Annotated in this window: 23 protein-coding genes and 2 pseudogenes; 7 read left to right on the forward strand and 18 right to left on the reverse strand. The window is 54.4% G+C overall.

The features are described 5' to 3' along the window. Window positions 1–32: 32 nt before the first annotated feature. A complete protein-coding gene (locus AC3RPL_RS11665; protein WP_490740142.1) occupies window positions 33–1415 on the forward strand; it encodes a D-arabinono-1,4-lactone oxidase in 1383 nt (460 codons plus the stop codon). Window positions 1416–1432: 17 nt separating this feature from the next. Further along, window positions 1433–2254: a glycosyltransferase family 8 protein gene (locus tag AC3RPL_RS11670; RefSeq protein ID WP_490740143.1), complete on the forward strand. Its 822-nt coding sequence runs from the start codon at window positions 1433–1435 to the stop codon at window positions 2252–2254. Window positions 2255–2352: 98 nt separating this feature from the next. Here the strand turns inward: AC3RPL_RS11670 and AC3RPL_RS11675 are convergent, their stop codons facing one another. The 5 genes and pseudogenes from AC3RPL_RS11675 to AC3RPL_RS11695 form a co-directional block, all read right to left on the reverse strand. Then, window positions 2353–2922, reverse strand: a complete 570-nt coding sequence (locus tag AC3RPL_RS11675) for a phosphonate C-P lyase system protein PhnH (RefSeq protein ID WP_490740144.1) — start codon at window positions 2920–2922, stop codon at window positions 2353–2355. A gap of 29 nt (window positions 2923–2951) precedes the next feature. Continuing rightward, a pseudogene (locus AC3RPL_RS11680) lies at window positions 2952–3431 on the reverse strand (UTRA domain-containing protein); the annotation flags it as partial. Window positions 3432–3744: 313 nt separating this feature from the next. After that, window positions 3745–4182 (reverse strand): lysozyme, encoded by a 438-nt coding sequence (locus AC3RPL_RS11685; protein ID WP_490740145.1) that lies wholly within the window; start codon window positions 4180–4182, stop codon window positions 3745–3747. Further along, a complete protein-coding gene (locus tag AC3RPL_RS11690) occupies window positions 4169–4360 on the reverse strand; it encodes a phage holin family protein (protein ID WP_490740146.1) in 192 nt (63 codons plus the stop codon). The genes AC3RPL_RS11685 and AC3RPL_RS11690 overlap by 14 nt, the downstream gene beginning before the upstream one ends. A gap of 529 nt (window positions 4361–4889) precedes the next feature. Further along, window positions 4890–7514, reverse strand: coding sequence for a lytic polysaccharide monooxygenase (locus AC3RPL_RS11695; RefSeq protein ID WP_490740147.1), 2625 nt, complete (start codon window positions 7512–7514; stop codon window positions 4890–4892). 368 nt (window positions 7515–7882) lie between these two features. Between AC3RPL_RS11695 and AC3RPL_RS11700 the strand changes: the two genes are divergently transcribed. Next, window positions 7883–8041, forward strand: coding sequence for a hypothetical protein (locus AC3RPL_RS11700; protein WP_490740148.1), 159 nt, complete (start codon window positions 7883–7885; stop codon window positions 8039–8041). 579 nt (window positions 8042–8620) lie between these two features. Further along, window positions 8621–9517, forward strand: coding sequence for a LysR family transcriptional regulator (locus AC3RPL_RS11705; protein ID WP_490740149.1), 897 nt, complete (start codon window positions 8621–8623; stop codon window positions 9515–9517). Between the two features lie 537 nt (window positions 9518–10054). Here the strand turns inward: AC3RPL_RS11705 and flgL are convergent. The 11 genes and pseudogenes from flgL to flgB form a co-directional block, all read right to left on the reverse strand. Beyond that, on the reverse strand, window positions 10055–11020 hold the full coding sequence (gene flgL, locus AC3RPL_RS11710; RefSeq protein WP_261640803.1) for a flagellar hook-associated protein FlgL: 966 nt from the start codon (window positions 11018–11020) through the stop codon (window positions 10055–10057). 16 nt (window positions 11021–11036) lie between these two features. Then, on the reverse strand, window positions 11037–12689 hold the full coding sequence (gene flgK, locus AC3RPL_RS11715) for a flagellar hook-associated protein FlgK (RefSeq protein WP_034939211.1): 1653 nt from the start codon (window positions 12687–12689) through the stop codon (window positions 11037–11039). Window positions 12690–12842: 153 nt separating this feature from the next. Continuing rightward, window positions 12843–13781, reverse strand: a complete 939-nt coding sequence (gene flgJ, locus AC3RPL_RS11720; protein ID WP_034939129.1) for a flagellar assembly peptidoglycan hydrolase FlgJ — start codon at window positions 13779–13781, stop codon at window positions 12843–12845. After that, complete coding sequence (locus tag AC3RPL_RS11725) at window positions 13781–14878, reverse strand: flagellar basal body P-ring protein FlgI (protein ID WP_261640804.1); 1098 nt, start codon at window positions 14876–14878, stop codon at window positions 13781–13783. Before AC3RPL_RS11725 ends, flgJ begins: the two co-directional genes overlap by 1 nt. Before the next feature lie 9 nt (window positions 14879–14887). Next, window positions 14888–15589: pseudogene (locus tag AC3RPL_RS11730) on the reverse strand (flagellar basal body L-ring protein FlgH). 62 nt (window positions 15590–15651) lie between these two features. Next, entirely contained in the window at window positions 15652–16434 is a 783-nt protein-coding gene (flgG, locus tag AC3RPL_RS11735) for a flagellar basal-body rod protein FlgG (protein WP_034939121.1), read from the reverse strand. Between the two features lie 17 nt (window positions 16435–16451). Beyond that, window positions 16452–17207: a flagellar basal body rod protein FlgF gene (locus tag AC3RPL_RS11740; protein ID WP_490740150.1), complete on the reverse strand. Its 756-nt coding sequence runs from the start codon at window positions 17205–17207 to the stop codon at window positions 16452–16454. Between the two features lie 21 nt (window positions 17208–17228). Continuing rightward, a complete protein-coding gene (flgE, locus tag AC3RPL_RS11745) occupies window positions 17229–18458 on the reverse strand; it encodes a flagellar hook protein FlgE (RefSeq protein ID WP_034939116.1) in 1230 nt (409 codons plus the stop codon). A 25-nt stretch (window positions 18459–18483) separates the two neighbouring features. Beyond that, on the reverse strand, window positions 18484–19167 hold the full coding sequence (gene flgD / locus AC3RPL_RS11750) for a flagellar hook assembly protein FlgD (protein ID WP_261640807.1): 684 nt from the start codon (window positions 19165–19167) through the stop codon (window positions 18484–18486). An 11-nt stretch (window positions 19168–19178) separates the two neighbouring features. Then, on the reverse strand, window positions 19179–19583 hold the full coding sequence (gene flgC / locus AC3RPL_RS11755; RefSeq protein WP_016189529.1) for a flagellar basal body rod protein FlgC: 405 nt from the start codon (window positions 19581–19583) through the stop codon (window positions 19179–19181). Window positions 19584–19586: 3 nt separating this feature from the next. Continuing rightward, window positions 19587–20000, reverse strand: coding sequence for a flagellar basal body rod protein FlgB (gene flgB, locus AC3RPL_RS11760; RefSeq protein WP_034939108.1), 414 nt, complete (start codon window positions 19998–20000; stop codon window positions 19587–19589). A gap of 158 nt (window positions 20001–20158) precedes the next feature. Between flgB and flgA the strand changes: the two genes are divergently transcribed. The 3 genes from flgA (at window position 20159) to flgN (ending at window position 21665) form a co-directional block, all read left to right on the forward strand. Next, window positions 20159–20827 (forward strand): flagellar basal body P-ring formation chaperone FlgA, encoded by a 669-nt coding sequence (flgA, locus tag AC3RPL_RS11765; RefSeq protein WP_490740151.1) that lies wholly within the window; start codon window positions 20159–20161, stop codon window positions 20825–20827. Between the two features lie 99 nt (window positions 20828–20926). Beyond that, window positions 20927–21229, forward strand: coding sequence for a flagellar biosynthesis anti-sigma factor FlgM (gene flgM / locus AC3RPL_RS11770; RefSeq protein ID WP_490740152.1), 303 nt, complete (start codon window positions 20927–20929; stop codon window positions 21227–21229). A 4-nt stretch (window positions 21230–21233) separates the two neighbouring features. Then, complete coding sequence (gene flgN, locus AC3RPL_RS11775; protein WP_034939102.1) at window positions 21234–21665, forward strand: flagellar export chaperone FlgN; 432 nt, start codon at window positions 21234–21236, stop codon at window positions 21663–21665. A gap of 85 nt (window positions 21666–21750) precedes the next feature. Here flgN and murJ read toward each other — a convergent pair whose 3' ends face one another. Together murJ and AC3RPL_RS11785 are read right to left on the reverse strand one after the other, a co-directional pair. Beyond that, entirely contained in the window at window positions 21751–23289 is a 1539-nt protein-coding gene (murJ, locus tag AC3RPL_RS11780; protein ID WP_490740153.1) for a murein biosynthesis integral membrane protein MurJ, read from the reverse strand. Window positions 23290–23412: 123 nt separating this feature from the next. Further along, on the reverse strand, window positions 23413–24336 hold the full coding sequence (locus tag AC3RPL_RS11785) for a Gfo/Idh/MocA family protein (protein ID WP_490740154.1): 924 nt from the start codon (window positions 24334–24336) through the stop codon (window positions 23413–23415). Window positions 24337–24360 lie beyond the last annotated feature (24 nt).

Below are 24360 nucleotides of genomic sequence, written 5' to 3' on the forward strand. Positions count from 1 at the left end.
CCTGCTGTTTCGCCCTGAATCTGGAGCTACTCATGTCATCCGAAAAGAACGGTTATCCCCTTCGCGAGCCTCAACTGGACGGCAGCGAAGCCGGGCTGTGGAACTGGGCGCAGAATACCCTGCTGGCCGACAAGAGCACGGTGCGCACCCCCGCCACCGAGCAGGAATTACAGGAGCTGGTTCGCAGCAGCAAAGGAAAGATCCGCGTGATGGGCAGCCGGATGTCTTCAGGCAGAATGCTGAAGCTGGCGGCGGAGGAGGATATGCTGATCGATCTCTGCCAGCTGCGCGGCCTGTTGTCATCCACCGATACCAGCGCCACCTTTGCCGCAGGCACCCCGCTGGAGGAGGTGTACCAGACGCTGACGGAAATGGACAGAATGTTATCCGCCTCACCGGGGGTGATCGCCGTCCAGACGCTGGCGGGGGCCCTGTCCACCGGCACGCACGGCCAGGGGTTAAAGCAGAGCTCGCTGGCCGATGAGCTTCTCAGCCTGCGGATGGTGATGGCTGATGGCAGCATTCAGGAGTTTGATCGTCAGCACCCGGCCTTCGCGGCGGTGCAGCTGGGTCTGGGGTGTCTTGGCGTGATCACCCAGGTGACCCTACGCATCCAGCCGTTAGCGGTCTATACCTGCTTTAAAAGTGCCGCCCACGCTGACACCCTGGGCCAGGATCTGCTGGCGTGGAACCAGGATTATGCCCTGAGTAAAGTCTGGTGGTTTCCTGATGAAAATCAGGTGCATGTCTGGAATGCCCGCCGGGCAGATCGCGAGGAAACCGAAGAGTATCACGATAATAACGACGATCTGGTAAAACAGCAGCAGACCAGCGACGCGATGAATGACACGGTGGATCAGACGCTGGATAATATGCGCAACGACACGCAGATCGTTGATGATCAGGGAAAACCGTTTCGCACCGTCACCCGTTTTAAAGATTTCTCAGACGTGACCGGGGATATTTATCAGGTGTTCTGTCGGGGCATTGCCACGCCGCAAATCAACGTGGAGATAGGTATCCCGCTGGCGCACGTCCCGCAGGTGATTGCAGAGATCAAACAGTGGCACAGCGAAACGCAGCCGCATATGCACTATCCGATTATCCTGCGCTGTACCGGCCCGTCGGCCAGCTGGCTCAGCCCGGCGTATCAGCAGGAGACCTGTTTTTTTGGTTTTGTGGTCTATTACGCCGAGGACGGCTCGCTTTCAGAAGAAGGCGTGGCGTTTCTGAAGGCGGTGGAAAAAGTGCTGGCAGCGGTCGGCGGCAGGCCTCACTGGGGAAAATATTTCGATGATACGCTGTACGACTGGCCTGCGCTCTATCCACAATGGCAGGCGTTTTGCGAAATACGCGAAGCGCTGGACCCACAGCATAAATTTGCCAACACATTTACCGCCAGACTGCTCGACTGATAATAAGGAGAAAATGAATGAAAGCATGGGCTACCCTGCTTACCGAGCCTGATTACCTTAACGGGGTGAAGGCGCTGCATAAATCGCTACAAAAGGCCAACACGGCCTGGCCGCTGGTAGTGCTGGTCACCCGCAATATCGATGCCGCCAGCCGTCAGATGCTGGTCCGTGCCGGCTGCCTGCTGCGTGAAGTGACCACGCTGGCGGCGGATGATAGCCAGCACACTCACTACGCCAGCGAACGCTTCTCTGAGGTGTGGACCAAACTGAACATCTGGCGGATGACCGAGTTTGAACGCATTGTTTTTCTTGATGCGGATATGCTGGTCACCCGTAACATGGATGAGCTGTTTGAACTGACGCTGCCGGAGGGCTGGATCGCCGCCTGCCACGCCTGCCGTTGCAACCCTGGCAAAATTGCCAGCTATCCCAAAAGCTGGCGGCCCGAGAACTGTTTTTACAGCTACTGTCGGGGCGTGGAACACACCGAGCAACCCGACGAAGTGGAAAACTACCTTAACGGCGGCCTGCTGGTGGTGAAACCAGACCAGCAGGTGTTTGAGGATATGATGCAGCATCTTCGCTCGCTGGATGATTTATCGCGCTATCTGTTTGCCGAGCAGGATTTCCTCAACGATTTCTATCATCAGCGCTGGCAACCGCTGCCCTGGATTTACAATGCGCTGAAAACTCTGCCGTTCCAGCATGCGGCCATCTGGGATATGGCGAAGGTGAAGAATATTCACTACATCATTGATAAGCCGTGGGAGAAAGCGCCCAATCCCGATAATCGCGACTATGCGCTGAACAGATTGTGGTGGGAAACGGCGCTGGGATAAGCATCCCGCCGCACGGGTAACTGTCTGTTGATGCCCTTCCCCCGCTCAACACCGCCAGCGGGGGACGCTGGCTGAAAGCAGGCCCTGTAGGCGCAGCTTCAGCAAACCTGCACATCGGTGGTGGATGGCAGGGCCATCATTTTCTCTTTGCAGGTGAAGATCAGATCCACTCGCTGAGCCATACCCTGTGGACGCTGACGCAGATAATGCAGCACCGTTTCCGACAGCCGGGGAGCCACCGCACGCGTTTCCCTCAGCGACGGCCCTCTGAGCCGCAGGGTCAGACCGCCACTCAGCGCCGCGACTTCGATAATCAGGGTGGTGCGTTTTTCTGCCGATAGCTGATGGCAAAAGCCGTCGGGAGCGATGTCTGATTCGGTATGTAGCAGCGCATACGGCACCCTTTTATCAGCGGACACCGAAGCCTCGGTGTGTAAATGCAGATTGTTAAGCAGTGCCTCGCTGTGCAGGCTGCTGTCCAGCCAGATCGGCGTTTCGCGCTGCGGCAACGTCATCAGCAGCGTGGTTGCCGCCGCAGAGGCATCGCCCCACCCCGATTGCGCAGGCAAAGAAACCACCACGCCAGGTTCATTGACAGCTTTACGGATACGTCGGCGGGCATCCTCCCGATCCACCGCCAGATGGTTAAAACAGGCAAGTAAGGTCATTTGTGGGTTCCTGCTTTCAGTCGCACCATTCAGTTTTCTACCGTCAGTTCAATCATATCGGCGCGCGTCAGGCTGACCGAATATTCCGCCAGCGTTGCACCGCTGGCGCAGCGATTCACGGTCCGCACGCACAGCAGCGGCGAATGGAGCGACACCTCCAGCAACCTGCTTTCTTTGGCCTGCGCACGGCGCACTGCAATTCGGGTCTGGTCATGATTCAACACCATCCCCATTTCCTGCTGCATAAACTGATGCAGCGATCCGCCGCTGAACTGCTGCAAAAGCGGCCAGCCGCTGGCATCGGTCAGATAGTGGTTTATTACCGACACCGGTACGCCCTCGATCCGGCGCAGCATACGCAGGTGGATCACGGTGGCACCCTCGACCAGCCCCAGGGCGGTGGCCACTTCCGGGTTACAGGGACGCAGTACCGCCAGCAGCTTCTCACCGTCGGGATGACTGCCCTGCTCAGGCAGATGCTGGCTGAGACGCACCGGCGCAGACAGTGGGCAACGCCATGATTGCGGAGTGGCCTCCCGGTAAACCGGGTGTGGATGTGCAGATTTGTTCAGCATCGCTTACCCCTTCGTGGTCTGAACAATGTGACAACGCGGTAATCGCGTGGTGATTGCAACTAACAGTATCAAGGGAAAAGATGACAGCCAGGTTAATGGCGCATGACAGCGTGATGAATTTCCGGGAGTACCGCGTATTGCCAGATAAAAAAAAACCCGTCGGCGACGGGACTGGTAACGGAAGCGCTACGGCCTCCGGATTATCTTCTTATTATTCTTTTTTCTTCTGCTTATCTGACACGCCTTTTCAGGAGAGAAACAGCTGGCGCTCTCTTTCGCGGCGCGGCAGCAAGATATCCAGCGCTTTACCTGCTCGCTTCCACAACAGAAAAGCGTCTGCCGCTCCCTGATAATCCCAGGCGTTAAGTTTTCTTTTCACTGATGAACCGGCAAAGGCACCTGCACCGATATTAAAAATAAGGCTGCACAGTGCATCATATTGATTCTGAGACAGTAGCGCGGTGATATTCTTTTCAATCGCTCTTTCCGCCGTCGCTAAATCTTTTTTCAGCAGCTCGGTCGATTTTTCTGCGGTGATATGGGTATTTCGGGCAATCGGCATGCCATTTACCTCACCGGTATGACCGACGCCAATGGTCGGAATACCCGCCACATCAAGATAGGCGTGCAGTTTCTCTCCCTCTTCCTTTTTAATAAAGGCAATACCGTTATCACTGATTTTCATTTTTTGTCACTCCAAAGCGATTAAATAATTTCCCTTCGACGAGGTAACGTAATTTATCCACACCAATAAAACCGATAATGCCGCCGACCAGATTTACCGCGTTATCAGGCAGACCGAGATATTCCAGCGACCCCGAAATAGCCAGGGTAAATATGGCGCAGACAAAAGGACCGGCCATAATTTCCTAGGGTTTTCTGCGGTCATATACCCCCATAAAAAAGGCGATACAAAGCGCAGATAATGCCGAGAACAGCGTCGGTAAATAAGCCACCGCCCATATTGAGCAATGCTGCAAAATAGTGTCATAGAGGGAAACCATTGGCACCTCTGATTAATTCAACCCAATTTCTGGTCAGAAATAATAAAAAACTGTGCCGTCAGCGTATCTGAATATCCGGTCAGACAGAGTCTGGCATTCGCCTCCGGTAGCGGGAAATGAATGACATTCTGAATAATCCGCAACAGTTACCTCTGCCGGGACAGCTTCTTGCTGTTATGGCGAAATAAAAGATATTAAGAGGTCCCACCAGGCGTTATTGTCGCAGCCAGTCCGGACAAGGGCAGCGCGCAGAAACCGGAGCGTACAGCTCGTACGTGAGGATTTCGGGCACTGCCCGGATTGAGAATGGCAGGTAAAACAATCCTGATGGGCCAGGCTCTGAAACTGACCAGCTCCCTCTGGCCAGTTTCACTATCTCCATTCAGGCTTAGCGAATTTCTGCCCAGAGTGCGGGTGCTTCACCAGGTGCCCAGTCCTGTACCCAGGCGGTATGCGCTTGCAGACAACGCCAGTTTTTACCTGCGTGGCTGACATTCGCCCCCGTGGCATAGAATGTGCCCAGCGTCCACTGCGGATAGAGACCACTGTCACCACCGCCGCTGTCTCCCCCGCTGTCACTGCCGCCAGCACTGCTGGTGGTGACCGACAGAACATTACTGGGTACAGAGAGCAGATCCCGTGAATCCAGCGCGGCGACAAAGTAACGGTACGTGGTTTCCGCTGACAGGCCGACATCGGTATAACGCAGTTGCGATGCAGGTACACGAGCGATTTCATAACCTTCACGGTAAATCAGATAGTGCTGTAACGGATTGCTGGCATCGGACGCGCCCCACATCAGCGAAATGCTGGTGACGGTCTCCGCCATACTGTGCAGGTGAGAAGGTGCCGTTGGCGGCGTGGTGCCCGGCACAGCCGCAGCAAGGGTGCTGATAATCATTTCCTGACTCCGAGCTGATTCCACCCCGGCCCGATTGACCGCGCTGACCGCATAGGTGTAAGCGGTATTTTCCTCCAGCCCGCTGTCGGTGAACGACAGCGATGAACCACTGTAGATCAGGGTGTTATTGCGATAAAGGCGGTAAGAGGCTCCCGCCGTGACTGACGCATTCCAGGCCAGGGATACCGAATCACTGGTGACATGGCTGGCATGCAGACCCGCCGGGGAAACAGGGCCTGTATCACCCGGATTTTCACCGCCGACAAAATCGAGGTCGATAACCTGATAGAAGGCATTACCGGTGTCCGCCACTTCCCAGACTGCCAGCAGAACGTGGTAGCCACTGCGCACCGGCAGAGGAACCTCGTGTACACTTGGACCGGATGGACGCAGCAGGGAACCATAGCTCCAGAATGGCTGTTCAGTAAACTCCACTTTGAAGAATGGCGTCTCTTCAAACTGGGCACGACTCAGCGGCAGTTGCGGATCCCAGTCTTCCCGGGTGATGAAATAGTTCCAGCGTCGGGTGGAGTGCGGAGCGGTATAGGTCCAGGTAAACTGCAACAGCGAGGCGGAGGACACGGTATGTTTTTCCCAGTGTGTGCCTGGTTCATCAAGGAACAGGCCATCGCCCTGATTGGCACTGGCAATTCTGCCATCAGGCGGCGGCAGTGCATTGGTGGAATCGGTTGGCGCAACCACATCGGCCAGGCCACGGGCAGTTTGCGGGAAGAATTTACCTGCTTCACGCTGATTAAGCTGTCCGGCATTCAGCTGGCCTTTGCGCCATGCAAACCAGGCGCGGGATGCCGGTGTGGCGATATGACCATGACGCAATGCGGGCGTGCCGCTTTGGGTGAAGGCATCCGCTACAGCGCCTGGACGCAGAGCGGTTCGCAATGCAGGCTGCCAGAGTGAATGCGCCACGTCAGGCGACCAGAACAGATTGGAATCGTGCTGCATGACACAGAGGTAATTCTGTGATTGCCAGCTGACCCGATCGTTATCATTGTAGCGGACACCGGCTCGCCATTGCGGCAGTTCGTCCGGCTGTGGCGACGGTTCTGGCTCTGGTGCCGGATCCGGCTGTGGCGAAGGTTCTGGCTGTGGTGCCGGATCCGGCTGTGGAGAGGGTTGCGGTACAGTGCCGTCACCAGCAAGATAACCGTAACGGTTGATAAACTCCCAGTTGTAAGGTTGTCCCTGCGCAGTCACGCCCGCATCCCAGTTGACGGACCAGGTCATCAGGCCACGAATCGGCAAACCGGCCGCGTCCAGACGGTCGAGCGCACTGTACACATCCTGCGGATCGACCACATAGCCTGTCGCCGCCGCATCATTATTGGTCGGCAGACCGATAATAAATTTATCGTGCGGGATTTTAATAAAATTGCGGGTGCCGGTGACCAGGCTTTCAGTCAGGTAAAACAGGAAATCCGCTTTCTGCGCATCATTATTTTGTGCCAGCCAGCCGACACCATCGATCCATAGTCCATCGCCGCCCTGATTATAATATTGTGGCGCGACATAATCGTAATAACCTTCCAGGTTTTTAATATAGGGACTGTAATGCCCCCCCTGAGTCAGATAGGGAAACTCCGGAGCCATGCTGATGGTGAAGTATTTTCCCTGCTGCCAAAAATGATCTTTTACTTTTCTTAACGCAGCAGGAATAACCGTCTGGTTATCAGCTGCAGTGATCGCCGCCTGTTCGAGGTCAATATCCAGCCCGTCGAAATCATACTGATTAGTAAGCGCAATAATACGCTCTACCAGTGCGTCTTCATCATCATGACTCAGTTCAATATGCGCATCTGCGCCCCCCAGAGAAATAAGCACTTTACGCCCCTGGGCATGGACCAGATCAATCTGATGACGGAATTCAGCCTCAGACCCTTTATAGGGTTTGAAGTCCGGAATACGATCGCCAACATCCAGCACTTTCATAAAAGACACGGCAATCACATTGTACTGCACGGGAATTTCAGACAGGGTCATTTCGGTAAAGCTGCCCATTCTGTATTCCTGACCACCTGTTGATGGCCAGTTGTGCCAGAAACCCAATACAATTTTATTATCACCACTCTGTAGTGAATTTCCTCTCTCAGACATAACCACTCCGCTTGTAGTATTGAATTAACCAGAAACATCGTGAATTTCACGATGTTGTTTACTTTTCTCAGAAAAATAATTTCTTCCTGAAAACTCTTATGCAATTAATACTAACCATACAAAGGACACATTCAATTTCAATAATTGCCGTAATGAAATGATTTTTTGGTAACTGACTGAAACAGATGATCATTATCGGGATTTAATATAAACAGGAGACATGAGGGTATCGTCATGAATATCAATTCAAAATGAGACAATCAAATTAAGCTCATTAAAATAAGCATAAAGAGATTTTTATTTGTGGATAAAAAACAGCTCAGGGCTGTTGTTAAGAAGAAGGCTGTGAGTTTTAACAGACAAATTACATGCGTGAAAAATATTTAAATGGCAAATCAAAATATGACTGGCGCAGGCCGGTTAAAAGAAGAGTAAATAACCCCGGCCCATTTATCTCTGGTGCCTGGCAGGCCTTAAAATCAGACGATCTTTTTATCTGCAATGAGGAGAAGACAATCATGGACTGATGAAGTTATAACACCTGAAAAAACCTTATCTGTATTTTGCATTGGTTCTTTTTTATTCTTTTTCTTTCACTGTGCAACTGCGCCGTTCATCTTAAGATGATTGTTCACCCTGCTTTCAGTCGGGGGGAAATTAGCCATTTCATCTGGGCCGAAATGTTACTGACCATCGTGTTAAGATGAAAAGGGTTAATCACAGTGCGAGGCTGCTCAGAATTATTCCATATCCCAGGGTTACAGATAAAAATATTTATTTTTACCCACCATAAAAAAATAAATAAGAGAACATACCTCAATGAAAAATAAAATATACCGCCTCAGATTTCATCTCCTGTTTCATACTATTTTAATCTCTGGTACTGTTAACTCATGTTGTCACCACTGGAATCTTCGCGCAGCTTATGCAGATGATAAAAAACGCACAAGTTTAAAAATTAAAAATGTCATTTAAAAAATAGTATCATGATGAAAACACTGATAAATATCAGAAAATCTTAGGATTAATCCCGTTCAGACAATTCTGTAGTGTGTTATATTTCAACTGATTTAAGTTGACGCTAAATACCCCCACCAGGAGGCAGTATGTTTGTTTCATCTAATCTGAAATGCTTTATTGTTCTGGCGAAAGAAAAATCGCTCAAAAAAGCGTCCGAAATTCTTTTTGTCACCTCATCACCAATATCAAGAAGAATAAAGCTCTTCGAAGACGAACTGGGATATAAACTATTTTCACGCACCGACCATGATTTTACCCTGACGAAAAAGGGTCTCGAGCTGTATGAAAAGATAATGCCTCACTACATGAAAATATCTGAAATCGAACCCAGCTTTTCCCAGAAAACCAACAGCCTGAACCTTAAAAGGAGTCTGATGATTGGAGTCGAGAATCTGAATCATTTTTTGTTCAACATATTAATAAAAAAAAGGAAGAAAACAGAGTCGGTTTCTTACTGTTCCAGTGATGCGACAAACTCGCTGGAATCCCTGCTCTCAGGTGAAATTCAGGCGGTTATTTCTCACCGGGAGATAACCGAAAATGGGCTAAGTTCGATGGAGTTCTACAGTGAGCCGGTATGTTATTTGCTGGCAAAGGGGATTGAACGTTACCAAATCAGCGATATGAAAAAAATCCCGATTATCATTCCCCGTAACGGCTTCCATGAACACTACATTAAAACGGCCCACATGAAGATCCTCACCGCCTGCCCCGCAGCCCAGGTGATTATCGTTGATGATATTGATAACTATCTTTTTCTGATTAGTAGCGGCGATGCAGTCGGTCTGATCAGCGAATCAATGGTGTCGTTTTATAAAAATAAACACTGTCTTAACACCGATTTTAACTACAGTATTGACCGCTCTTTCCCGGAACTGAAAACCTATGTTTACTGCCTGAAGGAGTGTGAAAAGAATCTTCGGATGGTGATGGGAAGTCTTCTAAAAGAACAAGAAAACAGTGACGCTGATGCTATCAGGTAATAAAAACTGACTCCGGGCTAATCCTTTAAATAATAATACTGATAATTTTAACAATCGTAATACCAGATATTAATAAAACAACACAAAAGATGAAAAATAAAAAACATTCCTGACAGGTCCATTTTTTTAATCAATAAACCGGATGAAAAATGATTCTCATGAAACATTTAACGTCAGACTGGCAATGACTGAAAATAAAAAACCAATCATTTCGATAACAATTACGTTGAAAAAAACAAAGTTATTTATATTTTACTTTGGCATGTTAATAACACATCAATTACAACCAATATGCATTCACCGCCTTTTTTTCATAAAATAAAACGGATTTAAAAACCAGAAATTTATCAGCATTGGTAAATAGTCACCTCTGTCAAAGATATTCCTTTCACGGACTCTTACCGCCTCGCCCCCGTTTTTCTCGCAAGCGTCGACACCGGCTGAAAACAGCCCAAAAAAAACCCGTCAACAGCAGGTTAGGCTGGTGACGGGGAAACTAAACGTACCCGGTTTAAGCACGTTCAAAAACAAAAATGATCAGGCGTTCAGTTTAAACAGTGACATGGATGACATGTCAGTGAACACCTTGTACGACGCCTGAAGCGCCGTCTGCTGCATGGTGTAAGAGGAGATAGCGCTGGTGTAATCGACATCCACCAGGTTACTCATCTGCGTGGTCTGATTGACCAGCGTGGAGTCCCCTTTTGCATCCAGATTGCTCAGCTCATTCAGCTGCGTTCCCAGTTCTGAACGCACTTTCAGCACGTTGTTCAGCGAGTTGCTCAGGCCACGGTTAGTCTTGTCCAGCGCATCGGACGAAGCCTGCACCGCAGCATCGTCAGCGCTGGCAATCGGCGTGTTCAGCGCGTTAATTGCCGTATTCAGCGTGGTGAAGATATTCGCTTCACTGGCGCTGCCATCGGGTTCGGCTTTGGCATTGCTGGTCAGGGCCATAAACACCTGATCGCCGGTGTGGCTGGTCACCATGGTGCGGCTGGAATCCACCTGCTGGGTGATGGCGGTGGTGCCGCCGGTGTAGGTGACATTGCCGCTGGAATCCTGGGTAAAAGGCGCGGTATTGGTCTTGTAACCGGCAAACAGATAGCGTCCGTTGCCATCGGTCGAGTTGGCAAGGTTGAGCAACTGGTCACGCAGACCGGTCAGCTGCGACGCGTAAGAGGCGCGGTCATCATCAGAAAGCGTGCCGTTAGCGGCGGCAACCACGATGGTCTGCGCATCCTGGATGGTACTGGTGACATGTTGCAGGTTGTTCTCTTCTTCCGAAATGCTGGTGGTGGCAAAGCCACGGGCAGTTTTGTACTGGCTGGTCTGGGCCTGAGCCTGTGACAACACCACCGCCTGCGCGGCAGCAACCGGATCGTCAGACGGGTTGACCACACGCTTGCCAGATGACAGCTGCTCACCCACTTTCAGCCAGCTGGCCTGGGAGGTTGAGATACCCCGCATCTGCTGATCGTAGATCATCGAAGTACTGAGACGCATAGTTAACTCCTTATCCTTAGCTGACCGCAGTGATCAGTGCGTTAAAGATCGTGCTGGCGGTCTGGATCACCTGGGCATTGGCAGTGTAGTACTGCTGATAGCGGGTCAGGTTACCGTATTCTTCATCCAGGTTTACGCCGGAAACAGATTGCTGCTGATTGGTCAGCTGCGTCACCACGTTGGTCTGCGTGGTGCTGGTGGTTTCCAGCGTGCTGGTTTTGTTACCAATATCCGCCACCATGCTGGCATAAGCCTGCGTCAGGGTGCTGTTACCGGTAATCACTTTTTTGGTCTGTAGATTCAGCAGTGACTGGGCGTTGGTGTTGTCACTGACACCATCATCGGCACCGGCGGCAGCAAGTTTAGCTTCATCGGTAATATTTACGCTCATATTGCTGATCACATCAGCAACCGGCTTCACCAGGAAGCTGTCTTTGCTGGCTGGCGTACCACCCAGCGTCAGCTGTAATCCATCAAAACTCAGGGTGGCATTGCCGGAGCTGTCGGTGCCAGAGGTGGCCGTTACGGACGCGTTATCCGACAGGCGGGTGACGTTCCAGTTGGTGCCGTCATAACTCACTTTGTAGTTGGAAGCCTGCACCGCACTGGCATCGGTAACCGTCGCCGTCATCGACGCGGTGCCTTTGTTGCTGGTGTTGGTGGTAACCGACGGGCTGCCATAATTGAAGAAGGCCTCACCGGCATCACCGTTGCTGTCGTAACCTGCCTCGTGCTGGGTGTTAAAGCTGCTGGCCAGGCCTAATGCCAGTTGCCCCAGTTGGTTGCGGGTGTTGTCCAGATCGGTCCGGAAGGCCAGCAGCCCCCCAAGAGAACCGGTGGTGATCAGTTTTTCCGGAATTTCAGTTTTAGCACCGGTAGAAGCATCCACCGTCGCGATGGTGGTGCGGGTCGGATCGGCGCTGGAGGCCACCGCCGCCAGCTGGTTATAGCTGTCGCCCTGCACCAGGCTGATACCGTTACCAATGCTGACGTTGTAGCTGCCACCATCCTGCTGACTGACGGTAACGCCGACCAGATCGTTAAGTTTACTGACCAGCTGATCGCGCTGATCGAGCAGTGCATTAGGCGCACTGCCGTCACCCGCGCCCTTCAGCTTGGTGATCTGTTGGTTGATGTTGGCAATCTGTTTGGCATAGCCGTTAACCTGGTCCACCGTCGAACTGATTGAGGTGTTCAGGCTGCTGTCGAGATTTTTCAGATAGGTATCTGTCACCTGGAACTGGTTGACCAGCCCATCCGCTTTGCCCAGTACCGCCTGACGCGATGAGGAGTCATCGGCATTACTGACCAGCGTTTGCAGCGAGGCGAAGAAGTCCTGCATGTTGGTCGACAGGGTGTTGGTGGAGCTGGAGAACATATCGTCGATGTTTGACAGCTGTGAATACTGCGTGGTCAGTGCGCTGGAACTGGTGCTCGCCGCGCGCAGCTGGTTGGTAATAAACGCATCATATTCACGGTTGACGCTGGCTACCGACACCCCGTTACCGTAGTAATTGGTTCCGCTCAGCGTGCTGTTGGCCTGGGCAAGGACCGTGGTCTGACGTGAATAGCCGGCAACGCTGTAGTTACTGATGTTGTTACTGGTGGTATTCAACGCTGCCGAGGCGGCGTTTATCCCGCTTAACGCGGTATTGATTAAGTTAGACATGTCGGTTCCTTTTTTACCCTGACAGCACGGGCCGGCATTAAAATCGGTGCCGGTCTGCTTTAACACAAATCCGGCCTCTTATCGTTATCGGTTCAGACGCGATAAACTTGAGCGAAAAAACCGAAAAAATGGGCGTCTCAGCACATCGTTTAATCAGAACAAATCGCCAATATCCTGGCTATAGGCTTTCACCACTTTCTCGCCCATGGATTTGAACTGTTGGATCATCCCCACCAGTTTGTGCGCGTAGTTAGGATCGGTGGCATAACCGGCCGCCTGTAAGGCTTTTGCGCCCTGCTCCGGCGTTGACGCCGTGGTGACCGCCGCGTAACGAGGGTTGTTACCAATCAGTCTGACGTAGTCGTTCAGCGCGTCGAAATAAGAGTCGTAAACGCGGAAGGTGGCCTTCACTTTTTTCGCCACGCCGTTTTCATATTCGGTGGTGGTGATTTCGGTGGTTTTCCCCTGCCAGTTGCCGGAGGCTTTGATACCAAAAATGTTGTAGCTTGGCTTGCCATCTGCGGTGCGGATCTGCCGCTGTCCCCAGCCTGATTCCAGCGCCGCCTGGGCGAGGATCAGGTGGTGCGGGATACCGCTTTCCGCACTGGCCTGCTGCGCAGGTTGCGACAGCTGCGCAATAAAATCGCTGCTGTCACCGCTGAGCGGGGTATCAGCAGCCGGCAGGCGTGGCACCGCTTTGCGTACCAGCTGCTCCATCGCCAGCGGCGGCAGAGTATTAATAAAGTTCTTATCCAGCAGCATCGGCACGGTGCCCGCTTTTTCATCGGGCGTGGTGGCCTGTTCCATCTGTTTGACCATCATGTCGGCCAGTCCGAGTCCTTTCGCGGCAATCTGCTGCCCAATCTGCTGATCGTACATTGAGGTATACAGGCGCGTTTGCTCGGTGCTGAGCAGGCCATCCTGCGGCAGCGCGTCACGCATGCTTTTTAACATCATCTGTACAAACATCCCTTCCACCTGCTTTGCTACTTCCCTTGCGTGTGCTTTCGGGTCGCTGCTGGCCTGACGTTTCAGGTTGTTCAGTGAGCGGCTGTCGTAAGCCGCACTCATCAGAGATTGAGAATCACCCATCAGATTATTTCCAGTTTGGCGTGCAGACAGCCTGCACTCTGCATCGCCTGTAAAATGGACATCAGGTCGATAGGCGATGCCCCCAGCGCATTCAGGGCACGCACCACGCTGTTCAGGTTGGCGCTGGCATTAACGCTTTGCAGCGAGCCGCCGCTCTGACGCATATCGATCTGGGTTTGCGGGGTTACCACCGTCTGCCCGCCGCCAAACGGCGTATTGGGCTGACTGACGTTCTGTGACTGATTAACGGTGACCGACAGGTTACCCTGCGCGATGGCACAGCTGCTGAGCATCACTTCGCGATTCATCACCACCGAGCCGGTACGCGAGTTGATAATGACTTTGGCATCCTGAAGCGGAACCGAGACGTCAATGTCCTGAATCTCCGCCAGTAACCGCACCTGAGAGGTGCCGTTGGCAGAAACCCGCACCTGTACGGTACGGCCATCCAGCGCCTGCGCCGAGCCATAGCGGGCGTTGATCGCATCAGCAATGCGCTGCGCCATGCTGAAGTCTTCTTCATTAAGGAACAGGTTGATGACGTTGGAAGTACCAAAATTACTGGCCAGTTCACGCTCGATGGTGGCACCACCGGTGATCCGTCCGCCGTTTACCTGATTAACGGTCACGCTGCTGCCACCGGCTGACGCACCCGCGCCCCCCACCAGAATGTTGCCCTGCGCCAGCGCGTAGACCTGATTATCAACCCCTTTTAAAGGCGTCATCAGCAGCGTTCCGCCGCGCAGGCTTTTGGCATTACCCATGGAGGAGACCACCACGTCAATCACCTGGCCCTGACGGCCAAACGCCGGCAGTTTGGCGGTGACCATCACTGCCGCAACGTTTTTCAGCTGCATATTGGTGCCGCTGGGGACGGTGATCCCCAGTTGTGACAGCATGTTGTTCAGACTCTGGGTGGTAAACGGCGTCTGGGTGGTCTGGTCACCGGAGCCGTCCAGTCCCACCACCAGCCCGTAACCGATCAGGGAGTTATCCCGCACGCCACCCACGGTGGTCAAATCGCGGATGCGATCGGCCCAGGCCAGTGAGCTGACGGTCGCCAGCAGCAGCAGGGTGAGTTGAAGAAGTCTACGCATTATCGCCTCTCAGAATGGTGACAGGTTCAGGAAGAACCGTTGCAGCCAGCCCATCGTCTGTGCCTCATTGATATAACCGTTGCCGATGTATTCAATGCGGGCATCCGCCACCTGGGTCGAAATCACGCTGTTGCTGCCGCTGATAGTGCGTGGGTTGACCACGCCCGAAAAGCGGATGAATTCGGTGCCCTGGTTAATCTCAATCTGTTTTTCACCGACCACTTTCAGGTTGCCGTTGGGCAGAACCTGATTCACGGTAACGGTGATGGTGCCGGTAAAGGTGTTATTCGCCGTCGCGCCACCCTTACCTGCAAAAGTATTCTTGCCGCTGCCGTCAACGGTGGCTTTGTCGCCACCCAGCAGACCAGCCATCGCGCTGGGGACCGCCGTCAGGCCCGCCGTGGCGCTGCCATCGCGTCCGGCCGACGCGGTAGAACTTTTACTGGCGCTGACGTTTTCCTGGAGGGTAATGGTCAGCGTATCGCCAATATTGCGTGGGCGTCTGTCTTCAAACAGCGGCTGATAGCCTTAGTTCATCGGCATGATGCCCTGAAAAATGGAACCGTTAACCACCTGCGGTGACGCAGGCAGCGGTTCGGCCGTTGTCGATCCTTCGACCAACGGTTTACGGGGAACTAAAGCACAACCGTTAAGCGTCAGGAGCAACGTGGCTACCAACAAACGTCCAGGCATTGAGATTTGCTGCGCCATGGAATCACGACCTTAATAAAAAAGTTCTTGTCATTAGCGCCGGGCGAACCCGGCTTTTACTGTTACAGCTGAGTTAATTTCGCCAGCATCTGATCGGAGGTGCTGATTGCCTTACTGTTGATCTCGTAGGCACGCTGGGTCTGGATCATACTGACCAGCTCTTCCGCCACGTTAACGTTAGAGGTTTCAACATAGCCCTGATAGAGCAGCCCCGCGCCGTTGTTACCCGGCGTGCTGTCGGTCGGTGCACCGGAGGCCTGGGTTTCCTGGTAAAGGTTTTCACCCATGCTTTCCAGACCGGCATCGTTAATAAAGGTGCTTAGCGTCAGCTGACCAACCTGAACCGCAGCGGTCTGGCCCTGCTGGGTAACGCTGACCACACCGTCACGACCGATGGTCATGCTCAGGGCGTTAGCCGGGATAGTGATGGCCGGCTGCACCGGGAAGCCAGCATTAGTGACCAGCTGACCGTTCTGGTCAGTCTGAAATGAACCGTCACGGGTGTAAGCGGTGGTGCCATCAGGCATCTGCACCTGAAAATAACCCTGGCCGCTGATCGCCACGTCTTTTGAGGAGTCGGTTTTGTTCAGGTTGCCCTGGGTGTGCAGACGTTCCGTAGCTACCGGACGCGTACCCGTACCTAACTGCATCCCGGAGGGTAAAGTGGTCTGCTCGGACGACTGCGCGCCGGGCTGACGAATGGTCTGGTACATCAAATCTTCAAATACGGCACGCTGGCGTTTAAAGCCGTTGGTGCTGACGTTAGCCAGGTTGTTGGAGATGACGTCCATATTAGTTTGCTGGGCGTCAAGACCGGTTTTGGCAATCCATAAAGAGCGAATCATTGGGTTTTCCTCTGTCCTCAGCTCATTGACAGCAGCTGGTTAGCGCGTTGTTCATTGTCATCGACGCTGGAGATCACTTTCATCTGCATCTCAAAGCGGCGTGAGTTTGCAATCATGTCAACCATGGTTTGCGTTGAATTGACGTTGCTTCCCTCCAGCACGCCAGGCATAACCTGAACGGTGGGATCGTTTTGCAACACGGCACCACGCTGCGCCTGGGCGCTGGCGGTGAGACGGAACAAGCCGTCATCACCGCGCGTCACTTCTGAACCGGTGGCTTTCACCAGTTTCAGACGACCCAACTGAACTGTGGCATTAGGGGCGTCGCCTGCATTCAACGCGGTAATCGAACCGTCAGCCGCGATGGTCACCTGCGCCCCTTGCGGCACGGCAATCGGCCCGCCGTCGCCCATCACCAGGTTGCCCTGGATGGTGAGCTGTCCGGCCGGGTTGAGTTCCATGTTACCGTTGCGGGTATAGGCCTCTGTGCCATCTGCCGCCTGCACTGCCAGCCAGCCATCCTGACGAACGGCGACATCCAGTGGGCGCTCGGTATAGTCCATTGCCCCGGGCGTCATATCGGCACCAGGGGTGGACGCCGTCACCAGCGTGCGGGTGGGCAGCGACAGCCCTTCCACCGGCACCGCACGCAGCGCATTAAGCTGCGCACGGAAACCCGGCGTGGAGGCGTTGGCAAGGTTGCTTGCCGTCACTGCCTGCTGATCGAGGGTCTGACTGGCAGCCCCCATTGCGGTATATATCGCGTGATCCATTTGACTCCCCTGTTAGCCAGGTTAACGCAGGTTGACCAGGGTGTTGAGGATCTGGTCCTGGGTTTTGATGGTCTGGGCGTTAGACTGATAGTTACGCTGCGCCACGATCATGTTCACCAGCTCTTTACTCAGGTCAACGTTGGAAGACTCCACCGCGCCTGCCGTCAGGGTGCCGAGGTTACCGGTGCCCGCCAGACCGACCAGCGCCTGTCCGGAAGAGGCGGTGGCTGACCAGACGTTGTTACCTTCAGATTTCAGCCCTTCCGGGTTGGCAAAGTTAGCCAGCGCAATCTGTCCCAGCGTCTGGGTCTGTTCGTTGGAGTAGTTGCCGACCACGGTGCCGTCGTCATTGATCTGGTAGCTGGTCAGGTCGCCTGGCTTGTAACCGTTCTGCGTTGGGTTGCCGAAGGTATCGGTGCCGGTGTTCTGCTGCTGACTGCCGGTCAGATCCAGCGCGAAGGTGCTCGGAGAAGAACCGTTCAGCGTGGCCATGCTGATCGTCTGGGTAGCGGTGGAGGTCAGCTGACCGCTGCTGTTAAAGGTCATATCCCAGCTGCCCGCACTGGCACCGGTGCTCGAGTCCACAGCCTGCACGTTCCAGGTAGTGGTCGGGTTAGTCGGGTCGGTGGTGCTGTCGGTGGCACCTTTGACAAAGTACAGGTTGATCGTGTGCGCGTTACCCAGCGAGTCATAGGTGGTCATGGACGCTTTGCTGTTGTAGGTCGCGGTATTGGTTGAATCAAACGGCGTGGTGGTTGGCACGGTATCCGTTGAGTTCAGGTTAGCGGTGATCGCCGCAGTGGTGGTGGCTTTTGCCGGCATCGCGGTGGTTGGGATGCTCAGCGCCACCGGGTTCGCACCGGTCTGCACGGTTGGCGGCGTACCGGTTGCCGGGTAGCCGGTCAGTTTCAGACCATCGGAGTTAACGATATTACGGTCTGAATCCAGCGTGAACTGGCCGTTACGGCTGTAGTAAACCGCACCGCTGGTGTCAGCCAGGCGGAAAAAGCCGGACTGGCTGATCGCCACGTCAAGGCCACGGCTGGTAGAGGTGGTGGTTCCGTCACTGAAATCCTGCGTCACCGCCGCCACTTTGGTTCCCAGACCCACTTTCGAGTCGGCGAACATATCGGCGAAAGAGACGCTGGCAGATTTAAAACCAACGGTCGCCGAGTTGGCGATGTTGTTGCCGATAACGTCAAGGTTGCTGGCGGCGGCGTTTAAGCCACTCACTGCCTGGGAAAATGCCATGTGTAGTCTCCTGAAAAGGGGTTATTTATATAATCTGACGAACATTCGCGACGGTGGTGGTTCCCATCGTGCCGAGGTCCAGAACGGCACCGCTGGTGTCGTTAGTTACCCCGTTAACCAGTGCATAGTTCAGTGGCTGCGCCACCAGCTGTCCGCTGGCGTTGCTGGCGCTGATCGCTACGCTGTATTTTCCATCGGTGGCCGTGGTGCCGTCAGCCTCAGAACCATCCCAGGAGAACGTGTGAACACCCGCACTGAGCGCGCCCAGATTGATGGTCTGCACCACCTTGCCGGACGAGTCACTGATAGTGGCCGTGGTGCTGGTGGACGCCTGCTCCAGGCTGACGCCAAACGGCGTGGTGGAGGTGCTGCCGCTGCTGGTGCCAACCAGCACCTGCGAGCCATCAACCATCACCCCGTGCCCCACCAGCGTGGATGCCTGTAGCGTCTGGCTGCTGTTGATCTGACCGGAGATCGATCCCAGCGTGGTGTTCAGTTTTTCAATACCGCTGAGGGTATTGATCTGCGCCAGCTGGGTGGTTAACTGGCTGTTATCCATCGGATTCGTCGGGTCCTGGTTCTTTAACTGCGTGACCAGCAGGGTCAGGAAGTTACTTTGCAGGTCGGCCGCCGTGGTGTCGGTGGTCGACGACGTGGTGGTAATCGCCGTGTTGTCTGTGGATTCATTAACGCCTACTGCAATACTCATCAGGCAGCTCCTTATTGACCCATCGTCAGGGTTTTCATCATCATTTGTTTAACGGTGTTCAACACCTCGACGTTGGCCTGGTAGCTGCGTGAAGCGGACATGGTGTTCACCGTTTCACTGACCACATCGACGTTAGGCATCTTCACGTAACCTTTGGCATCGGCCATCGGGTTGCCTGGTTCGTAGACCAGTTTTGCCGGGGTCGGATCGTCCACCACCTGCGCCACACGGACACCGCCGGTAGCAGAACCTGACTCAGCAGCGGTCTGGAAAACCACCTGCTTTGCCACGTAAGGCTGTCCGTCAGGTCCGGTCACGCTGTCGGCGTTGGCCAGGTTACTGGCCGCCACGTTCAGACGCTGTGACTGGGCGTTCATTGCTGAACCGGCAATATCAAAAATACTCATCAGTGCCATAAATTATTGCCCCTGTAGCACGGACATCATGCTCTTGATCTGGCCGCTGATGACGGTCAGATCGGTCTGGTATTTCAGGCTGTTATCCGCAAACTGGGTACGTTCGCGGTCCATATCGACGGTGTTGCCGTCAGCAGACGGCTGGTCAGGAACCCGGTACATCAGGTCCATCGACGCTGCCTGGCTGGACTCCGCCGGAATGTGGCGATCGGATGTCACCGCCAGTTGCAGGCCCGAACCCTGCGCGCGCCCCTGCTCCATCACCTTGTTCAGCTGGCTGGCGAAATCGATATCGCGTGCCTGATAGCCGGGGGTGTCCGCGTTGGCGATGTTGGACGCAAGAACCTCCTGCCGTTGGGCGCGCAGGTTCAACGCTTCGGTATTAAACCGCAGTGCGGCGTCGAGTTTGTCGAGCATGCTTCCTCCGCATAGTGAGCATTCAGAGCTGACAGCATAATCGCGGGAGGCAAACTGCTATCGACGGAATAGCGCTAAAAAGCGTCGCTAATTTGCGCCTTGACCAGGCAGACTCACGAGTAGAATCGATGCCATCTGATAAAGGGGGGAAGAAGACGATGCGTGGGTTTACTTTGCTGATTTCCGGGCTGCTGAGCCTGGTCACGCTGTCGGCCAGTGCCACTTCACTGACGGATCAGTTGAATCAGTTTTTTAAAATGCGGTATGGAGAAAGCGGCCAGAATGCCGATACCCTGGTGGTGGTGGTGAAAACCCCTCAGACGCAGTGGCCTGCCTGCGACACGCCGCAATTTTCCCTGCCCGGCAACAGCCGCATGTGGGGCAACATGAGCGTCGCCGCCAACTGTGGGCAGAACCGCCGCTATTTGCAGATTGAAGTGCAGGTGACCGGCAACTACATCGTCGCAGCCCGTCAGGTTGCACGCGGTTCAGCGATCGCCGCTGCCGATCTGAAGGTCCAGCGCGGTCGTCTGGATACCCTGCCCGCCCGCACGGTGATGACGGCCGCTGAAGTGACCGATGCGGTGACGCTGCGGGATATCGTACCGGGCCAGCCGGTAACCCTGATGATGGTTCGCCAGCCGTGGCGGGTGAAGGCGGGACAAAACGTGACGGTCATCGCCAGCGGGGAAGGGTTTAATATCTCCAGCGAGGGTCGGGCGATGAATAATGCGACCTCGACACAGCCGGTACGGGTGCGCATGAATTCAGGGCAGATTGTCAGCGGAAAAGTGGCTGCGGATGGGAATATTCTTATAACGCTATAAAGGGCTAAAGATAGCCTTAGTTCTGCCGATAGAATAAATAACAGACGCAATATACTTATTTTCCAGGTGACAATTTGCCTGAGCTTACAGGAGTCAGATATGAGCATTGACAGAACTCAACCATTGAATCCAGCCAGTACCGTTCAGAGCCGTGATACCGCCGACACCTCTGCACCGAAAACACGTCAGGTTGAGAGCAAAGCGACTGCCACCACCACCGCTTCTCAGGTTGTGCTGAGTGGTGCCCAGTCACAGCTGACTAAATCCAGTTCGCAGGATATTAACACCGCGCGCGTGGAACAGCTGAAAACCGCTATTCGTAATGGCGAACTGAAAATGGACACCGGCAAAATCGCTGATGCCCTGATTCAGCAGGCGAAAGATTCTCTGGAAGGTAACTGAGTAAATGAATAAGCTGCTGACCGCCCTTGATAAGATGCTGGAAGTGCTGGCAAGTCTGGCCGACGTAATGACATCAGAGCAGCAACAGCTCTCAGGCGGCCAGATCAACAGCAGCTTACTGCAACGCATTACCGAAGATAAAAACTCCCTGCTGGCAACGCTCAACTTTCTTGAGCAGATGCGCCGCGACGCTGAAAAAGACGCTGGCTTCCATGCGCCTTACAGCCGACACAGCGAACTGTCGCGTCGCTGGGCTGCCATTCAGGAGCAGACCATGAAGCTGCGTGACACCAATCTGCACAATGGGCTGTTACTGAATCACCAAATCAGCTTTACTGACCAGGCGTTGCAGGTATTGCGTCCGCATCAGACGCAGAAATTTTATGGCCCGGACGGTCAGGCTACCTCAAGCGCCTTTATCAGCCGTAAGGTCTGACGCCGCCCTTTTATTCCCCCGACCGGTACGCTGTTACCGGCCGCTGAGCTTGCCCTGCAATACAAGATTGCCGGGCTGATTGCCATTACAGCACCGTGGTGCGGGCGAAATCGCGCAGGCGGAATCCCAGCAGCGCCAGCACAGCAAAATAGGCAGCCCCACCCGCTGCACAGACCGCCGCCAGGCGAGTCAACCGCCACAGCATATTGCCCTCTGCCCAGTCAGGCATTATCCACATCAATCCCACCAGCACCGCCGCCATCACCAACACGGCAATAATCAGGCGTGACAGGAAACTGAACCAGCCAGGCTCTGGCTGGTAGATCTTTTGCCTGCGCAGCTGCCAGTACAGCATCAGGGCGTTAAGACAGGCCGCCAGACCAATCGACAGCGACAGCCCGGCATGTTTCAGCGGCCCGATAAAGCTCAGGTTCATCAGCTGCGTCATCAGCAGCGTAAAAAGGGCGATTTTGACCGGTGTTTTAATGTTCTGACGGGAATAGAAGCCAGGCGCGAGAATTTTTACCACAATCAGTCCCATCAGCCCAACCGAGTAAGCCACCAGCGCACGTTGCGTCATCGATGCATCAAAGGCGGTAAATTTGCCGTACTGAAACAGGGAGACGGTCAGCGGTTTCGCCAGAATACCCAGCGCCACGGCACTGGGCAGCGCCAGCAGGAAACTGAGGCGCAACCCCCAGTCCATCAGGCGGTTGTACTCCGCATGATTGCCGCTGGCGAAGCTTTTCGCCAGTGACGGCAACAGGATGGTGCCCAGCGCCACGCCCAGTACGCCGGAAGGAAACTCCATCAGACGGTCGGCGTAATACATCCAGGACACCGAGCCGGAAACCAGAAAGGAGGCAAAAATCGTATTGATAATCAGTGAGATCTGGCTAACCGACACGCCAAGAATCGCCGGTCCCATCTGCCGCATCACCCGCCATACGCCTGCATCCTTCAGATTGATGCGCGGCAGCACTAACATGCCAATTTTTTTCAGATGCGGTAACTGATAACCCAGTTGCAATACGCCACCAGCCACCACCGCCCACGCCAGCGCCATCACCGGGGGATGAAAGTGCGGTGCGGCAAACAGGGCAAAACCGATCATGCTGACGTTAAGCAGCGTCGGCGCAAAAGCGGGCACCGAGAAACGGTTCCAGGTATTGAGGATCGCGCCGGCCAGAGACGCCAGCGAGATCAGCAGAATATAAGGAAAGGTCACCCGCAGCAACGAGGAGGTCAGCGCAAATTTGTCCGCCGTGTCGGCAAATCCTGGCGCGGTAACCAGAATCACCCAGGGCGCAGCAAACATCCCGGCGAGGGTGATCACCGCCAGGGCCAGCGTCAGTAATCCGGCGACATAGGAGACAAATATTCGCGTGGCCTCCTCTCCCTGCTTGCTTTTGTATTCCGCGAGGATGGGGACAAACGCCTGAGAAAATGCCCCTTCAGCAAAGATGCGACGCAGCAGGTTAGGCAGTTTGAACGCCACAAAGAAGGCATCCGTTGCCATCCCTGCGCCAAAAACTCTCGCCACAATGGCGTCGCGGGCAAATCCCAGCACGCGAGAAAACAGGGTCATTGAGCTGACCGCTGCCAGTGATTTCAACAGGTTCATGCGTTTCCTGATTGTTACGACAACATAGGTGCAGTTTTAGGGTTCGTTGCCCCTTCTCACAAAGGCGCAAGGGGCACAGTCTACTGATATGCAAGGAAATAACCACAGCCGATTGTTACAGCGTTATTCACCCCGGCTGTCGCGCCAGAGTTTTTCCACCACGCGCTGTGCCATCAGCGCCTGTTCGCCGGACGTTTGCGGCTCGGTCTGATTGGCAGCGCAGTCGATAAAATGCCGCACCACACCGGCAAATCCACGTTGTTGCAGGGTAGTTTGCCAGGCGGGCGGCGGGTCGATAATCAACTGCCCTGCCGTCTCCTGCTGAAAATCACGCATTTCATCGACCTGCCACAGGCTGCCATCGGCCACCGCCCGCACGGTTTCTCCCTGGCTGCCTGCCCGGCGGTGCATACTGGTGGTTATCAGGCTGTCGCCGTGACGGAAATGGTGCTCGGCGTAGAGCATTTCACCTGCATCGGTGGTTAGCAGGCTGCCACTTTGCAAGTCAGACGCGCCGCCACCGAGCCACAGCGCGGTGTCCACGACGTGCAGATAGTCATCCAGTAAGGTAAAAAAGAGATCCTGTGGGCCCACGCTGTCACAGCGATGTTTCTCCATGCGCAGTGAGGCCAGCTCATGCAGCTCCGCCTTCAGTTGCAGGTAGCGTGGCGCGAAACGGCGGTTGAACGCCACCATCAGTTTGCGCCCCTTGCGCCGCGCCAGTTCCACCAACTGTTCCGCCTGCTCGAGGCTTTCCGCCAGCGGTTTATCGACGCAGACATCGACGCCCGCCAGCAGCAGCTGTTTTACCACGGCAAAATGGCTGGCGGTGGAGGTGTGGACAAATACCGCATCACTGGCGGCGGCCAGTTGTTCCAGCGAGGAAAAAAGCGGGATGCGATAGCTGTCGCAAATTCTGGCGGCTTTTTGCTGGTCCGGCGAAAACGCCCCCGACATCTGCCAGCCCTCTGTCCGGGTCACCACCGGCAGCCAGGCCTTCTGTGCGATGGCACCCAGCCCGACGACTCCCGTTCTCAACCTGCCCATCTCATTCTCCTTTACGCGGTAAAC

This window comes from Erwinia papayae, assembly GCF_058241465.1.

Bases quoted from the DNA above. Each gene is read 5' to 3' on its own strand.
- AC3RPL_RS11665 (WP_490740142.1), top strand. From the start codon at position 33: ATGTCATCCGAAAAGAACGGTTATCCCCTTCGCGAGCCTCAACTGGAC.
- AC3RPL_RS11670 (WP_490740143.1), top strand. From the start codon at position 1,433: ATGAAAGCATGGGCTACCCTGCTTACCGAGCCTGATTACCTTAACGGG.
- AC3RPL_RS11675 (WP_490740144.1), bottom strand. From the start codon at position 2,922: ATGACCTTACTTGCCTGTTTTAACCATCTGGCGGTGGATCGGGAGGAT.
- AC3RPL_RS11685 (WP_490740145.1), bottom strand. From the start codon at position 4,182: ATGAAAATCAGTGATAACGGTATTGCCTTTATTAAAAAGGAAGAGGGA.
- AC3RPL_RS11690 (WP_490740146.1), bottom strand. From the start codon at position 4,360: ATGGCCGGTCCTTTTGTCTGCGCCATATTTACCCTGGCTATTTCGGGG.
- AC3RPL_RS11695 (WP_490740147.1), bottom strand. From the start codon at position 7,514: ATGTCTGAGAGAGGAAATTCACTACAGAGTGGTGATAATAAAATTGTA.
- AC3RPL_RS11700 (WP_490740148.1), top strand. From the start codon at position 7,883: ATGCGTGAAAAATATTTAAATGGCAAATCAAAATATGACTGGCGCAGG.
- AC3RPL_RS11705 (WP_490740149.1), top strand. From the start codon at position 8,621: ATGTTTGTTTCATCTAATCTGAAATGCTTTATTGTTCTGGCGAAAGAA.
- flgL (WP_261640803.1), bottom strand. From the start codon at position 11,020: ATGCGTCTCAGTACTTCGATGATCTACGATCAGCAGATGCGGGGTATC.
- flgK (WP_034939211.1), bottom strand. From the start codon at position 12,689: ATGTCTAACTTAATCAATACCGCGTTAAGCGGGATAAACGCCGCCTCG.
- flgJ (WP_034939129.1), bottom strand. From the start codon at position 13,781: ATGGGTGATTCTCAATCTCTGATGAGTGCGGCTTACGACAGCCGCTCA.
- AC3RPL_RS11725 (WP_261640804.1), bottom strand. From the start codon at position 14,878: ATGCGTAGACTTCTTCAACTCACCCTGCTGCTGCTGGCGACCGTCAGC.
- flgG (WP_034939121.1), bottom strand. From the start codon at position 16,434: ATGATTCGCTCTTTATGGATTGCCAAAACCGGTCTTGACGCCCAGCAA.
- AC3RPL_RS11740 (WP_490740150.1), bottom strand. From the start codon at position 17,207: ATGGATCACGCGATATATACCGCAATGGGGGCTGCCAGTCAGACCCTC.
- flgE (WP_034939116.1), bottom strand. From the start codon at position 18,458: ATGGCATTTTCCCAGGCAGTGAGTGGCTTAAACGCCGCCGCCAGCAAC.
- flgD (WP_261640807.1), bottom strand. From the start codon at position 19,167: ATGAGTATTGCAGTAGGCGTTAATGAATCCACAGACAACACGGCGATT.
- flgC (WP_016189529.1), bottom strand. From the start codon at position 19,583: ATGGCACTGATGAGTATTTTTGATATTGCCGGTTCAGCAATGAACGCC.
- flgB (WP_034939108.1), bottom strand. From the start codon at position 20,000: ATGCTCGACAAACTCGACGCCGCACTGCGGTTTAATACCGAAGCGTTG.
- flgA (WP_490740151.1), top strand. From the start codon at position 20,159: ATGCGTGGGTTTACTTTGCTGATTTCCGGGCTGCTGAGCCTGGTCACG.
- flgM (WP_490740152.1), top strand. From the start codon at position 20,927: ATGAGCATTGACAGAACTCAACCATTGAATCCAGCCAGTACCGTTCAG.
- flgN (WP_034939102.1), top strand. From the start codon at position 21,234: ATGAATAAGCTGCTGACCGCCCTTGATAAGATGCTGGAAGTGCTGGCA.
- murJ (WP_490740153.1), bottom strand. From the start codon at position 23,289: ATGAACCTGTTGAAATCACTGGCAGCGGTCAGCTCAATGACCCTGTTT.
- AC3RPL_RS11785 (WP_490740154.1), bottom strand. From the start codon at position 24,336: ATGGGCAGGTTGAGAACGGGAGTCGTCGGGCTGGGTGCCATCGCACAG.